This is a genomic window from Stappia sp. ICDLI1TA098 (assembly GCF_054880955.1).
In genome coordinates, this window is record NZ_JBTZBT010000003.1 from 304,344 (window position 1) to 317,407 (window position 13,064).

General features: G+C 68.9%; 13 protein-coding genes. 5 read left to right on the forward strand and 8 right to left on the reverse strand.

Annotated features, from left to right (window positions below; translation table 11 throughout):
• Positions 1–39: 39 nt before the first annotated feature.
• Entirely contained in the window at positions 40–774 is a 735-nt protein-coding gene (locus ACSLUQ_RS16455; protein ID WP_417771427.1) for a YdcF family protein, read from the reverse strand.
• A gap of 180 nt (positions 775–954) precedes the next feature.
• On the reverse strand, positions 955–1,821 hold the full coding sequence (locus ACSLUQ_RS16460; protein ID WP_461809140.1) for a phosphatase PAP2 family protein: 867 nt from the start codon (positions 1,819–1,821) through the stop codon (positions 955–957).
• 234 nt (positions 1,822–2,055) lie between these two features.
• On the opposite strand from ACSLUQ_RS16460, the gene ACSLUQ_RS16465 reads away from it, so the two are divergent.
• The 3 genes from ACSLUQ_RS16465 to ACSLUQ_RS16475 all read left to right on the forward strand — a co-directional run bounded on the left by ACSLUQ_RS16465 (position 2,056) and on the right by ACSLUQ_RS16475 (position 5,130).
• Positions 2,056–2,700 (forward strand): LysE family translocator, encoded by a 645-nt coding sequence (locus ACSLUQ_RS16465; protein WP_417771425.1) that lies wholly within the window; start codon positions 2,056–2,058, stop codon positions 2,698–2,700.
• Positions 2,701–2,797: 97 nt separating this feature from the next.
• The gene (locus ACSLUQ_RS16470; protein WP_417771424.1) at positions 2,798–3,616 is read left to right on the forward strand and encodes a hypothetical protein; all 819 of its coding nucleotides are present in this window, start codon (positions 2,798–2,800) and stop codon (positions 3,614–3,616) included.
• Positions 3,613–5,130 (forward strand): M48 family metalloprotease, encoded by a 1,518-nt coding sequence (locus ACSLUQ_RS16475; protein WP_461809141.1) that lies wholly within the window; start codon positions 3,613–3,615, stop codon positions 5,128–5,130. Before ACSLUQ_RS16470 ends, ACSLUQ_RS16475 begins: the two co-directional genes overlap by 4 nt.
• Before the next feature lie 22 nt (positions 5,131–5,152).
• Here ACSLUQ_RS16475 and ACSLUQ_RS16480 read toward each other — a convergent pair whose 3' ends face one another.
• Positions 5,153–6,103 carry a glycosyltransferase family 2 protein gene (locus ACSLUQ_RS16480; protein WP_461809142.1) on the reverse strand — a complete coding sequence of 317 codons (951 nt, stop codon included), beginning with the start codon at positions 6,101–6,103 and terminating at the stop codon, positions 5,153–5,155.
• Positions 6,104–6,193: 90 nt separating this feature from the next.
• Positions 6,194–7,105 carry an alpha-1,2-fucosyltransferase gene (locus ACSLUQ_RS16485; RefSeq protein ID WP_461809143.1) on the reverse strand — a complete coding sequence of 304 codons (912 nt, stop codon included), beginning with the start codon at positions 7,103–7,105 and terminating at the stop codon, positions 6,194–6,196.
• Between the two features lie 195 nt (positions 7,106–7,300).
• On the opposite strand from ACSLUQ_RS16485, the gene ACSLUQ_RS16490 reads away from it, so the two are divergent.
• Positions 7,301–8,422, forward strand: a complete 1,122-nt coding sequence (locus tag ACSLUQ_RS16490; protein WP_461809144.1) for a YeeE/YedE family protein — start codon at positions 7,301–7,303, stop codon at positions 8,420–8,422.
• Between the two features lie 51 nt (positions 8,423–8,473).
• On the opposite strand, the gene ACSLUQ_RS16495 is transcribed toward ACSLUQ_RS16490, so the two are convergent.
• The 3 genes from ACSLUQ_RS16495 to ACSLUQ_RS16505 form a co-directional block, all read right to left on the reverse strand.
• On the reverse strand, positions 8,474–9,169 hold the full coding sequence (locus tag ACSLUQ_RS16495) for an SDR family oxidoreductase (protein ID WP_417771420.1): 696 nt from the start codon (positions 9,167–9,169) through the stop codon (positions 8,474–8,476).
• 74 nt (positions 9,170–9,243) lie between these two features.
• The gene (locus ACSLUQ_RS16500; protein ID WP_461809145.1) at positions 9,244–11,400 is read right to left on the reverse strand and encodes a 3'-5' exonuclease; all 2,157 of its coding nucleotides are present in this window, start codon (positions 11,398–11,400) and stop codon (positions 9,244–9,246) included.
• Positions 11,393–11,788, reverse strand: a complete 396-nt coding sequence (locus ACSLUQ_RS16505) for a response regulator transcription factor (protein ID WP_417771418.1) — start codon at positions 11,786–11,788, stop codon at positions 11,393–11,395. Before ACSLUQ_RS16505 ends, ACSLUQ_RS16500 begins: the two co-directional genes overlap by 8 nt.
• 177 nt (positions 11,789–11,965) lie before the next feature.
• Here ACSLUQ_RS16505 and ACSLUQ_RS16510 point away from each other — a divergent pair, with 177 nt between their 5' ends.
• Positions 11,966–12,385 carry a hypothetical protein gene (locus ACSLUQ_RS16510; RefSeq protein WP_417771417.1) on the forward strand — a complete coding sequence of 140 codons (420 nt, stop codon included), beginning with the start codon at positions 11,966–11,968 and terminating at the stop codon, positions 12,383–12,385.
• Between the two features lie 15 nt (positions 12,386–12,400).
• Here ACSLUQ_RS16510 and ACSLUQ_RS16515 read toward each other — a convergent pair whose 3' ends face one another.
• Positions 12,401–12,889: a hypothetical protein gene (locus tag ACSLUQ_RS16515; protein ID WP_461809146.1), complete on the reverse strand. Its 489-nt coding sequence runs from the start codon at positions 12,887–12,889 to the stop codon at positions 12,401–12,403.
• Positions 12,890–13,064 lie beyond the last annotated feature (175 nt).

Here is a 13,064-nt window from a genome sequence, read left to right on the forward strand (position 1 = left end):
AGGTCCCGTCGCCGGGACCCGCGGCATCGCGGCGCGCCCTCAGCCCGGCAATCTGCCGGTCGACATGACGATCCTGAGCCAGGAGAGCATATACTTCAATTGCTCGCGCAGAAGAAGCAGCGAAACCTGCGGATCGAGATACCAGCGACGAAACTCCATGCCGTTCGCCTGCACCGCGACCGGGATGAGGTCCACATCGTCGGCGGCCGAGCGCAGCTCCAACAGGGCGCGCGGCATGTGATAGGCGCTGGTGACGACGAGCAAGCTCGTATAGCCGCCGTCATGCGCCCATTTCGCCGTCTCCGAGGCGTTCTCCAGCGTGTTGTTAGCATTGCGGTCAAGATCGACGCAGCAGTCGAAAAGCGCCATGTCGCTCTCGGTCAGGCTGACGATCTGGCGCGGCGTCGTGTCCGGATGGACGCCGGAGATGAGCAGGCGCTCGGCGCGCCCCTCGGCCAGGAGGTCGAGCGCGATCTTGACCCGCTCGCTGCCCCCGGTCAGCACGACGATGGCGTCCGCCTGGGGCGCGGCTTCCGGAGCATCAATGGCGCTCAGCCGCGCCACCGCATCGGCAAAGCGGATGAAACTGCCCACATAGAACCCGATCAACAGCGCGAGCGCGACGAGCAGCGCGACCGGCCAGACCCGCCGCCGCTTCCCCCGCGATCCCGGTGCGACGGCCGGGTCCGCGCTGCCGGAACCGGACGCAAGAGGAGCGGCAGCCGGAGATGCTCCGTCTTCCGTCACCTTCGTCCGGGGGTCAGTCTGGGTCATCATGCCTTCGTGCTGGAAAAGGACGCCTGGAGAGATCAAGCGGGGCGACTACATCATCCCGTCTTCTCCCATCCCTGCCGAAATTGAACCGGTTGGCAAGCGCCACGCGGATTTCCACAAGCCGACGCGGGGAGCCTGAGCCGCCATCGCATGCGATGGCGGCGGGAAAATGGAAGACCGTCAGGCAAACATGGCGAAGAAGCGGCGAACCGCAGCCGCAGCCGCGCCCGCCGCACGCAAAATCGCCTTGCGCAGGCGCGCGGCCAGCCGGTCGAAGCTCTCCCGGGAACGCCGCGCGCGGCTTTCCGCCCCCGGCATTTCGTAGAGACCGAAACGCACGGCCAGGATGACGGCGAAGGTCAGCCCCCAGGCAAGCAGCGTATCGGAGAGGAAGTGGCCGCCAAAGGCGACCCGGTTCAGCGACAGCGCCAGGCAGAGCGGCAAGACGGCGGCCAGAACCCCGGCCCGCCAGGCAACCGGCACGAGAAAGGCAAGCGACACCAGCCAGAAACTCGACGAGCCCTCGCCGGAGACAAAGGAGCAATTGGTGTCGCAGTAAGTGCTGATCTGCCAGACCGGAACATAGGGCGCATCGCCGCCGAACGCCTCGACCATGACAGGCCGCGGCCGGCCCCAGTTGTTCTTGAGCACCGCATTGACGAGCAGGCCGGGCCCGAGCGCCAGTGTCGAGAGCAGGAACAGCTGTGGGCGCAGCGCGATCCGCCGGCCGAGATCAGGCAGGAAGGCGGCGGCAAGCACCAGCGCAACGCAGGCCCCGGCGATCAGCTTGACGAGAAACGGCCCCAGCTCACGCAGCCGCATGAAGAAGGGATGGGCGGAAACCCAGAAGCCGGCCGTCGGATCGTAGAAGAGCCGCGTGGCGGCCAGGTCGAGCGCTGGAAAGAGCAGGAACAGCAGACTGACACCGGCGATCCAGCCAAATGCCACACAGGCAAGCGACCAGGTCTCGCCAGCGGCGAGCGCGCGCCGGAAACCGCGGCGTCCTTCAGGACCGGTGGCCGGCGGGGTCGGTGTGTCGGACGGCATGGCGGAACCCCGGACAGGTGACAACTGCGCCACGCGAGGGCGTGCGGGCGCGGCGGATCGCGCCGGTTATAGACGCGGGCGGCGGTCACGTCCAACAGCGCGGCGCGGCGACGCAGCCGCTCCGGAGCCGCGCGGCACCGCATCGATGGCGGGCAGGCGCGAAACCGGCTATGAAAGCGGACTGACCGGGCAGGGATGCCCCGCCGGCCCCGCGCGCTTTCAGGAGCCTGCTGCATGAGCTTCATTCCCGACGTGCCGACGATGCTCACCTTCACGCTTGCCTGCGTCATTCTGGTGCTGACGCCGGGTCCCGACATGACGCTCTTCATCGGCAGGTCGCTTTCGCAGGGCCGCGCCGCGGGCATGGTCTCCATGCTCGGTGCCGCCGCCGGAAATGTGGTGCACACGCTGCTTGTCGCCTTCGGCCTTTCGGCGCTGATCGCCGCCTCGGCGGAAGCCTTCCTCGCGGTCAAGCTGGTCGGCGCGCTCTACCTGCTCTGGCTCGCCGTCCAGAGTCTGCGCCATGGCTCGGCCCTCAGCATCGCTCCGGGACAGGACCGCACGCCCAGCCCGCTTTCGCGCGTCTTCGCAACCGGCTTGCTGGTCAACCTGCTCAACCCCAAGATCGTGCTGTTCTTCCTCACCTTCCTGCCCCAGTTCGTCGCCGCCGACGACCCCGACGCGGCCGCCAAGCTGATCTTCCTCGGCCTGTTCATGGTCGTGGTGGAACTGCCCATCTGTGCGGCGATGGTGCTGACGGCGGAAGGTTTCTCCAAAAGCCTGCGCCGGTCGCCACGGCTCATGCGCGCCATCGACTGGCTCTTCGCCGGTGTCATCGGCGGCTTTGCCGTCCGGATCCTGATGACCAGTCGGGGCTGAAACGCGCCGTGCCAAGCTCTTGCCGTCTTTTTCGACAAGCTAGGACAATGGAAACGCATCCGCGCCCCGGACCGGGACACAGAGCAATCGGGCGAACATGACCCAGACGAACGCGCGCACGACCGGGCGGATGGGCCTCGCGGTCCTTGCCCTTGCCACCGCCCTGCCTGCGCACGCGGGCAACGGAAGCAAGGACGGAGACGGCCCACCGCCGGCCTGCCTTGCCGACAGCAAGGCTCCCGTCGAGATGCTTGACCTGCGTGGCCCCGATGCGCGGGGCGACTTCCAGGATGCAGGGGGGAGGATCTACATCAGCGCCGACCTCGTGCCGCTCGCCGCCGCAAGCGGGAGGGAGCCGGGTCCCGGCGCGTTCCGCAAACTGAGCTTCGTCGATGTCGCCGGGCGGCCCGACCGCTGGCAACGCCGAAGCGGCCACCTGAGCAACGCCGATGGCCGGGGCTGGCTTGCCCGGGACCTCGTCGAACGCGGCGAGGCGGCGGTGATGCCGGCGCTGCTCTCGCCGGATTGCCTGGCCCCGCTGCTGCGCGCCGAGGAGACGGCCCGGCGGGAAGCCCGCGGCGGCTGGGCGCGTGAACAGGCCCTGCGGGCCTCCGACACCGCAGCCATCGCCGCGCGTGCCGGGCACTTCGCGCTGGTTGTCGGGCGGGTTCTTTCGGTTGGCGAAACGGACAGCACGCTCTATCTGAACTTCGGTGGGCGCTGGAGCACGGACTTCACAGTGACGATCCCGGCACGCAAAAGGAATGAATTCGCTGCCGCCGGGCTTGACGTCGCGGGTCTCGAAGGGGCAGCTATTCGCATACGCGGGAGCGTTCGCAATTCGGGAGGGCCCGCGATATCGGTCTCTCACCCCGCGCAGATCGAACGGCTCGACAAGGATGGCACGCGCCGGTGACAAGGCTTTCCCTTCGCGACATGACCAGGTTTTTCGCCAGGGACGATCGGGCGAAGGCTGGCACGCATCCGCGCCGGCGACGCATTGCCGTTGTCGCGACGCTGGCCGCGCTGGCCCTTTCCGGCTGCCAGTTTTCCGGGTCCGGGCCGATCGACATCGGCACCCCGGCCCCCGGCACGCTGCGCCCGGGCCTGGCAGACGTCGGCGCGCGCGAGCACCCGCGCGTCGTCGCCACCTATGGCGGCGTCTACGAGGACCGTGGCGCTGAACGCGCCGTTGCCCAGGTGGTCGGCCGGCTGGTGGAAGCCTCCGACGACCCCTCGCAGACCTACCGCATCACCATCCTGAACTCGCCCGCCGTCAACGCCTTCGCCCTGCCGGGCGGCTATCTCTATGTGACACGCGGCCTGCTGGCGCTGGCGACCGACACCTCGGAAGTGGCGGCCGTGCTCGCCCACGAGATGGCCCACGTCACCGCGAGCCACGCGATCAAGCGCCAGCAGCGCGCCGAGGCGACGGAACTGGCCGGACGCGTGCTCGGCAACGTGGTGCGCGATCCCGACCAGGCGCGCGCGGCGATCATCTCCTCTCAGCTCTCCTTCGCCCGCTTCTCGCAGATCCAGGAGCTGGAGGCCGACGCCGTCGGCGTGCGCACACTGGCGCGTGCCCACTACGATCCCTTCGCCGCCGCCCGCTTCCTCACCGCCATGGGCAACTTCGCCGCCTACCAGAGCGCACAAGGCGCGGGCAAGGGCGCCCCGGACTTCCTGTCCTCGCATCCCACCACCCCGGAGCGCGTGCAGACGGCGGTGCGCGCGGCGCGCCAGATCGGCGCGCCGGGGCTCGGCGAGCGCGACCGCGACGCCTATCTCACCAAGATCGACGGCATGCTCTACGGCGACGATCCGCTGGAGGGCTACATTCGCGGCCGCACCTTCCTGCACAAGGCGCTTGGCATCACCTTCTCCGCCCCCCAGGGCTACATCATGGAGAATTCGCCCGAGGCGGTGCTGGCCAGCAACCCCTCCGGGACGGCACTGCGCTTCGACGGCGCCGACCTGACCGACTTCAGCTCGCTGCGCGCCTATATGACCAGCGGCTGGATCAACGGGCTCATCGCCGACAGCGTGCGCGAGGAAACGGTGAACGGACTGCCGGCGGTCACGGCCTCGGCGATCACCGACGGCTGGTCGTTCCGCATCGCGGTGGTGCGGATCGGGCGCACCGGCTACCGCTTCATCTTTGCCTCGCGCAGCGGCGGCAGCAGCTTCGACCGCGACTATCAGGCAACACTGGAAAGCTTCCGCCAGCTCACGCCGACCGAGGTCGCACGGCTTCGGCCGCTGCGCATCAAGGTCATCCGCGCCGACGCCGGCGACACGCCGGAACGGCTTGCCGTGGGCATGAGCGGCGTCGAGCCCGAGCGGCGGCTGCAGTTGTTCTCGATCCTGAACCAGGTCACCCCCGGCGAGGCGATCCCCGCCGGCACGGCGCTGAAGCTCGTCGTCGACTGAAGCGCGCGGCGAACACGCCGGCTCAGTCGCCGTCGACCTTGCGATAGGGCTGGGACTGGTAGCCTGTCAGATAGGCAAGCGACCCGAGGCCCGAAGCGACCTGCTTCGCCGCCTTGAAGGCCTGGCGCTTGCCCTTCGCCGGAACCACCATCAGCGCCAGCGCCAGCGGGGTCTCGAAGAGCACCCCGCCAGCAACCCGGCCAAGCCCCTTCACGAGACTGCGCATCATCGCGTTCGCTCTGCCGGCGCGCTTCTCGTGCAGGCGCGAGATGTTGCCGGCGACGCGGAACGTGCGCACAAGCTGCCACCCCAGCCGGGTGCGGTTTTCCGGCACCAGTTCCTCGACGACCGCGTCGGGGATCCAGACGATCTTGCCGCCCACATCATGGACACGGGTGAAGAAATCCGTGTCGCTGCCGCCGGTGAACCGCAGCGCCATGTCGAAATGCAGCGCCAGCCCGCCATCGGACTTTTCCTTGAAGACGCAGGTGTCGACGAGCGTGTTGTGGCCTTCCGCCTTGCCCAGCACCGTGCCGTGAGGCCGCTTGTTGATCTGCTTCGGGATCATCCAGTCCGGCGTGCCCGGCGGATAGGTGTAGATCACGCGCCCGTAATGCACCTCGCCCGGATGGGTCTTCGTCGCCTCGACCATGGTGGCGAGCCAGTTCGGCAGCGCCACCTCGTCGTCGTCGATGTAGAGCACACGGTCGAACCCCGCATCGGCGGCAAAGACGCCGCAGCGGTCGCGGGCGAAGGGAATGCCCAGTTCCGTCTCAAGCACATAGTGGACTTTCCAGCCCGTTTCCCGCTCGACCTCCTCGCACACGCCGCGCGAGGTCTCCCGGTCGTGGTTCTCGACGACGACGATCTCGGCCGACACCCAGTCGGGAACGGCCTGCGCGCAGACGGAGTCCAGACAGGTCCGCAGCAGACGGGGGCGTTCACGCGTGCAGATCGCGACACATAGCTTCATCCGGCCATTCATCCGGCATGTCCTTTCCCGACGCCCGTCCCGGCGTCCGTTTTCCCAGGAGGCCGCGACGGTCCGCGGCCTGATCGCGGGCTAGACCAGGATCCAGCCGCGCGGAAACAGCTCGTCGACATAGACCCGGCGCAACTCGTCGCGCGCAAACCACTGGCGCGGCGCGATCACCTGTCGCTGCGGGTTGCGGCCAAGCCACGCTCCCCACCAGCTGAAGCTGGAATTGGCGATGACGTGATGCGCGCAACGGCTCATCAGGTGAAGATCCTGCTCGCGGGTCTGACCTTCGACAAGCCGCCTGTTCGGCCAGTGCGCGGTCAGCTCCGCCGCCGCCGCGATGTCGTCCGAAAACACCAGGAACTCCGCCCCCGGCACCAGCCGCGCCATCAGCGCCGCCGCCCGGTCGTAGTGCTCGACACCCAGCACGCCATGCACCGCCGTCGTCGCCGCGTTGGCGACATAGTCGCCCCGGCGCACATGGACGGAGACGCTCGTCTCGCGCTCGGCCAGGGCCAGCAGATCCGGTGCGATGGTCGGCGCGACGCGCTCCAGATCGAACAGCGCCCGCACCTCCCCGGCGCAATCGGCGAAGAACTGTTCCGACTGGAAGTAACCGGCGACATAGGTGCCCGGCGCGATGTCGAAATACCCGTCGGCATGGCACATGCCGTCCTGAAAGAACCGCGGCCCCTTCCAGAGCCGAAACCGCTTCTTGCCGCGCCGCGAGCGTCCGGAAGAAAGCCTGCCGAACAGGCCGCCCGGCTCCGCTGGCTGCCAGATGCGCGGCGCGATGCCGAAGACGTCGAGCGCCAGCCTGGCGTGGGCCGGCTCCGTCTCCAGCGGATCGATCAGCAGCGGAACACCGAGCCGGCGGGCGGCGGCGTGGCCGGCGGCATACTGGAACATCTGGTTCCCGAGCCCGCCCCAGACGCGCATGCAGACCGGCGCGACATCGCCCATCGCTTCCTTGCTGCCCGTTGCTTCCTTCGTCACGCGACTGTCATTCCCTGCGGTTTGCCTTCAGCCCTTGTTAGTCGCCAACGCCCGGCGGAACAAGCGTCCTTCGCCCAGCCACGCGCCGCAGCACCGCTCTTGCGCGAATTGAGCAGGATCAAGGACGCACGCCCGCGGTTCTTGTATTCATGATATGGAATATCTTGAGAAGACCCCATGCCTGGGAGACGGACAATGGACCTGACCGGCCTGATGGACGCAATCGGCGAGGCGGAGACATCCGCGCTCGGCGGCCTGCTGATCGGTGCCGCCTTCGGTGCCTTCGCCCAGCGCAGCCGCTTCTGCCTGCGCGCCGCCGCCGTCGAATTCGCCCGGGGCGAGATCGGCATCCGCGTCGCCATCTGGCTCGTCACCTTCTCTTCGGCCGTGTTCCTCACGCAGGCGCTGATCGCGCGGGATCTGCTCGATGTTTCGGAGGCCCGGCAATTCGCCGCCCGAGGCTCGCTGTCCGGCGCCATCATCGGCGGCGCGCTGTTCGGCTGCGGCATGGTGCTGGCGCGCGGCTGCGCCAGCCGTCTGCTTGTGCTGTCGGCGACTGGAAACCTGCGCGCGCTGCTCTCCGGCCTGATCTTCGCGGTTGCCGCCGAGGCCTCGATCCACGGCATCCTGTCGCCGCTGCGCGACCGTCTCGCCGGCCTGTGGACCATCGGCGGGCGCGACAGCCTCGATCTGCTGCAGGCGCTGCACCTCCCCGAGGGCGCCGGGATCGCCATCGGCCTCGCCTTCGTGCTCGGCACCGTCGTCCTTGCCCTGCGCGCCCGGCTCGGGCCCTGGGGATGGATCGGCGCGGCCGGCGCGGGCGCCACCGTCGCCGTCGGCTGGTGGTTCACCTATCAGCTCGCCACCCAGGCCTTCACCCCGATGAGTGTAAAGAGCATGACCTTCACCGGCCCCTCGGCCGACACGCTGATGGTGGTGCTGACTCCGCCGGGCAGCAACATCGACTTCGACGTCGGGCTGGTGCCGGGGGTCTTCATCGGCTCGGCGCTCGCCGCGCTCATTGCCCGGGAATGGCACCTGGAGGGCTTTCGCGACGGCCATTCCATGCGCCGCTACATCCTTGGCGCGGTGTTGATGGGCTTCGGCGGGATGCTCGCCGGCGGTTGCGCGGTGGGCGCCGGCGTCACCGGCGGCTCGATCTTCGCGCTCACCGCCTGGGCAACGCTCTTCGCCATGTGGGGCGCAGCCGGGCTGACCGACCTTATCGTCGACCGGCTGCCGGAGCATCTGGCGGCGCGCCGGGCCGTGGCCCGGGGCCACCCGGCGGAAGCCGGCCGCGCGCCCCTGGCTCCCTGATATCGCTCTTCTGCCGTCGCAGGGCTGCGGTGCGCTCCCCCCCCCCCGTCCCTACCAGGGATGCTCGCTGCCGTTCCACTGCAGGAAGCGGCCGGTGTCGGCCATCGTCAGGCCGCACGCCACCTTGCGAATGCCGGCAGCACTCTCCTCGACCGAGAGCTCCGCCTCCGGCCCGCCCATGTCCGAGCGCACCCAGCCCGGATGCAGCACGGCGACGGCAATACCCTCGCCGGCAAGATCGAGCGCAAGCCCCTGCATCGCCTTGTTGAGCGCGGCCTTGGTGGAGCGATACGCATAGCTTCCGCCGCGCGGACGGGCGAACGAACCCATCTGGCTCGAAACCGTGACGATGCGCGGGGTCTCGGCCCTGCGCAGGCAAGGCCGCAGCGCCAGCGCAAGACGCATCGGCGCCAGCGTGTTGACGCGAAACTCCTGCTCCCAGGCATCGAAATCGAGATCGTCGAGCGACTGATGCGCGCCCAGCACACCGGCATTGTTGAGGAGAAGGTCGACCGTCTCGTGCTCGAGCCGCTTGGCGAAGACCGCGACGGAGGCCGGATCGGCGACATCGAGCGGCCGCACAACAAGCCGCCCGGCATGGGCGTCGCCAAGAGCGGCAAGCGCTGCGGCCGTTTCCGGGCGACGGCAGCCGGCGATCACCCGCCAGTCGCCCGCTTCGAGAAAGAGCCGCGCGAGCGCGAGGCCGATGCCGCGGTTGGCACCGGTGAGAACGATGGTCGAGGGCATGGGGAAGCTCCTGAGGGAAAGCTGTCGCGGGAGGCGCAGCGTGCGCCGCCGCGCCCTTGCCGGTCAAGCCGTCCTCAATAGCCTTTCTGTCGGCGGCGCAGGGAGACCTGCCGGTTCGAAGCGGCGATCGCCTGGTCGAGCGTGACGATACCCTGCACCTCGAGCAGGCCGACAAGCCGCAGCAGCACCTCCGCCGTCGCCAGCGCATCGCCGAGCGCCGTGTGCCGGTCCTTCTCGGGAATGACGATGTTGAAGCGCGCGGCAAGCGCGTCGAGCGTCAGGCTCTCGCCCGCGCCGAAGACATGACCGGCCAACAGCACCGTGTCGAGCACCGGTTGGTCGAAGACCACCCCCGCCTTGTCCCGGTTGCGGGTCAGGAAACTCATGTCGAAGGCTGCATTGTGCGCGACGAGCACGCTGTCGCCGACAAAACGGTGAAAGGCCGGAAGCACCGCACCGGCCGTTTCCGCGCCGACGACCATCGCATCGGTGATGCCGTGCACCCGCGTCGAGGCGGCCGGGATCTTCCGGCCCGGGTCGATCAGCGTGTCGAAGATCTCGCCGCGCAGCACCCGGCCGTTGACGATGCGCACGCCGGCGAGCGACACCAGCTCGTCGCCACGCGAGGGCTCAAGCCCCGTCGTCTCCGTATCGAAGACCACGCAGGCGAGCGCGCGCAGCGGCGTCTCGCCGATCTCCGCCGGGGTCTCCCGGGCGAAGAGGTCGAAATCGTAGAACTCCGGCCGCGCATCATCCGGCGAGAGCGTCGCGACAGGTGGTTCCGGCTGTTCCCGCTCGGCGGCCAACGCCAGCGGCAGGCGCAGGCGGGCCCGCCCGTCCGGATCCCGGTCGGGCCACATCTCGGTCTTGTGCCGGCTGAGAACATCGTGCCCCGTCATCAGACCGAGGCTTTCGTCGAGCGGCTCGTCGAGCCACTCCTCCATCCGCGCCACCGGCAGGGTTTCCCCGCTCCAGGTCAGCTCGAGGCAGGCGCCGCTGCGGTGGCGCGACACGGCAAGGCGGAAGCTGCGCGTCCCCGCATCGACCGCGATCCGGTTCAGCACCCGGTCGACCAGTTCCACCATCGAGGCGCTGTCGCAGGAGAGCCACAGCGGATCGCCCCAGGTCTCGACCTCGATGGTCCGCCCCTCCGAGCGGCGGGCGAGAATGCAATCGACCAGCGTCGTCGAGTAGACCTCGCTCATCGGCCAAGCCCCCGACAGCAGGTCGCCGGCAACCTCGTCGAGCCGGTCGAGCCGCTCGCCAAGCACCCGCGTCTCGTCGTTCACCGTCTTCTTCATGGCCGCGAGGCGTCCGTCGGCCGGCCCGGAACGGCGCAGCAGCACCTCCGCCGCCATGGCCAGGGAGGCGACGCGCTGGCGCATGTCCTGCGTCACGTCGTGAAGCAGACGGTCGCGCCAGATACCGGCGGCCAGTTCGTCCGTCACCCGGTCGAAACTCACCACATAGCCTATCGGTACGGTCGCGCCGGCGTCGAGCACCAGCGACATGCGGCCACGCAGGGAGTCGTGCGCGCCCTTCGTGGCGCTGACGAAGGAGGCGGAAAGCCCGTCCTTGTGCCCGACGTGGCGACCGCTGGCGAAACGGCGGCCGAGCCGCTCCAGCGAATGGCGCAACGGCTGGGCGACGACGAGATCCGTCAGCGCCCGCCCGAGCCCGCAGGCGGCCTGCTGGGTGCCCCGGTCGAGCAGTTTCCGGGCAAAGCGGTTGTAGAGCAGGATGCGATGATCGGTGGTGCAGATGACGACGCCCTGCTGCAGGTCGCGCAGGACCGCCTCCAGACGTCCCTTCTGGTGCTCCGCCTCGGCCGTCGCCCGCGCCACCTGGGCATCGACCTCGCGGCGCGCTGAAGAAAGCGCCTCGCTCGCCTCTCGCATGGCCGGGGCGAGCGCGCCGAGATAGCGGGCGCGCGCATCCTCCATGCGCCCGCGCCCGCCCGCATGGACGGCGGCGCGCAGCTCCGCGCCCAGCGCGTCGAGCGGGCGCACGACATGATCGTCGAACTTCAGCCAGACCCATGTGACGAGGCCGGCGATGGCAAAGCCCGAGACCAGTCCAGCCAGAACAAGGCGGTCAACCGCCGGCGCATTGGGACCGCGCGCCAGATAGAGCCCGGCGGCGACCAGCACCGCCACGGCCCCTCCGGCAATGAGCGCGAAAAACAGAAAGACGCGAAGCCTCAGGCTCCAGCGCGCGACGCGCTCAGGCATGGCCGGCGGCCACCGCCGGACACGCACCCAGAAGCCGCCCGACGGTGCCGGTCAGCGCGTCCGCGGAAAACGGCTTGCCAAGAAAGGCGTCCGCCCCCAGCGCCAGCCCCTTTTCCTCATCCACCGGCCGCGAGGCTGCGCTCATCAGGATCATCGGCATGTTCCGCGTCGCCTCGGCGGCGCGCAGCTCCTGGCACAACGCATAGCCCTTGCCATCCGGCAGGGCGGCATCGATGAGCAGCAGGTCCGGGGCGGCGTCGGCGATCGCACGGCGCGCGGCCTCGACCGTTCCCGCCATTCGCACCGAGTATCCGTCGTCCTCGATCACGTCCCTCAGAAAGCCCGTCAGGTCCGTCTCGTCGTCGACGATGAGCACAGTCTGGGTCATTTTCGCAGTCCTCCCGGTCCGGGATAATGGTACGCCGCGACCGGGGTTTCCAGAACGTCCTTCGTCTATAGGTGAAGTTGCGCGCCCGCGCACTGGCCATGACAAGACCGGCAATGCCGGGTACAAGGGCCGAAACGACCCGCCACCTTCCCTCTCCAGTCGCGAACGGCCGGCCACATGACCAGCATTTCCATTTCCCCTTTTCTCGGCACCTGGATCCTCGATCTCGACGAGAGCGAATTCGACCAGAGCGACCTTCCGCGCGCGGCGACATGCCGGATCGAGGAGGAGTTCGGACTGGTGACGATCCGCACGTCGATCGTCTCGGTCGAGGGCGAGACCATCGAGGGCGAATTGTCCGGCGTTCCCGGCGGTCCGGGCCAGCGTCTGTCGGAAAGCGGCCTTGCCGACAGGCTGACGCTGTTCTTCGAGGATGAGATGACGCTGACCTCGCAGGCCTCGCGCAAGGGCATCGTGCTGATGAGCGCCCGGCGCACCCTGTCGGAGGATGGCGGCACGCTGGAGATCGAGCAGACGGTCTCCGTCCCCGGTCAGGGCGACGTGGTCAACACCGGCGTCTACCGCCGCGCCCAGTAGACAGAAAGCGCGCCGCTACAGAAGCTGCGGCCAGCGCATCACGGCGAGCACGAGCAGCCAGGCGGCCAGCGAGATGCAGCCGGCGGTGCGGAACCGCGAGATGGTGCCGCGCGAATCCACCTGGTCAAGCAGCCGCCAGGCGGTGACGAAGCGCAGCAGCAGCCCGTTGAGCCCCGCCAGCGCGATCAGCGCGATCTTCGCCACAAAGGCCGGATCGGCGCTGTGCGCGAAGGGCCGCTGGCTGAAAAGCGCAAAGCCCGTGACAAAGGCCACGGCGAAGGCGACGAGCACCGTGCGGCCGAGCACACGGGAAATATCGGCAAGCGGCACGCTCCGCCAGAAGCCGATGAGGCGCAGGTCGAAGGGCACCACCGCGCCGACGAGGATGGTGGCGGAAAGCGCATGGACGGCCGTGACCGCCGTACGCAGATCGGCCGAGCCGGCAAGCCATGCGGCCGGGGCGGAGTCCGCCAGATAGTCGAGAAAGGGCGCAATCTCCTGCATGACGCTGGGTTCCGATGCGTGGCGCGGCGGCGGCCGGATTTCCCAGCCTGCCCTCCCGACATAGACTGATTCTTCGCGGTCCGGCCATTGCGCCCGGCGTTGCCGCCGCGATACACGCATTTGTCCGCGCTTGTTTCTGCTTGCAACCCGGGCGAAGCGGACTATCAAACGTGGA

Bases quoted from the DNA above. Each gene is read 5' to 3' on its own strand.
- ACSLUQ_RS16515 (WP_461809146.1), bottom strand. From the start codon at position 12,889: ATGCAGGAGATTGCGCCCTTTCTCGACTATCTGGCGGACTCCGCCCCG.
- ACSLUQ_RS16500 (WP_461809145.1), bottom strand. From the start codon at position 11,400: ATGCCTGAGCGCGTCGCGCGCTGGAGCCTGAGGCTTCGCGTCTTTCTG.
- ACSLUQ_RS16460 (WP_461809140.1), bottom strand. From the start codon at position 1,821: ATGCCGTCCGACACACCGACCCCGCCGGCCACCGGTCCTGAAGGACGC.
- ACSLUQ_RS16495 (WP_417771420.1), bottom strand. From the start codon at position 9,169: ATGCCCTCGACCATCGTTCTCACCGGTGCCAACCGCGGCATCGGCCTC.
- ACSLUQ_RS16465 (WP_417771425.1), top strand. From the start codon at position 2,056: ATGAGCTTCATTCCCGACGTGCCGACGATGCTCACCTTCACGCTTGCC.
- ACSLUQ_RS16455 (WP_417771427.1), bottom strand. From the start codon at position 774: ATGACCCAGACTGACCCCCGGACGAAGGTGACGGAAGACGGAGCATCT.
- ACSLUQ_RS16505 (WP_417771418.1), bottom strand. From the start codon at position 11,788: ATGACCCAGACTGTGCTCATCGTCGACGACGAGACGGACCTGACGGGC.
- ACSLUQ_RS16480 (WP_461809142.1), bottom strand. From the start codon at position 6,103: ATGAAGCTATGTGTCGCGATCTGCACGCGTGAACGCCCCCGTCTGCTG.
- ACSLUQ_RS16490 (WP_461809144.1), top strand. From the start codon at position 7,301: ATGGACCTGACCGGCCTGATGGACGCAATCGGCGAGGCGGAGACATCC.
- ACSLUQ_RS16470 (WP_417771424.1), top strand. From the start codon at position 2,798: ATGACCCAGACGAACGCGCGCACGACCGGGCGGATGGGCCTCGCGGTC.
- ACSLUQ_RS16510 (WP_417771417.1), top strand. From the start codon at position 11,966: ATGACCAGCATTTCCATTTCCCCTTTTCTCGGCACCTGGATCCTCGAT.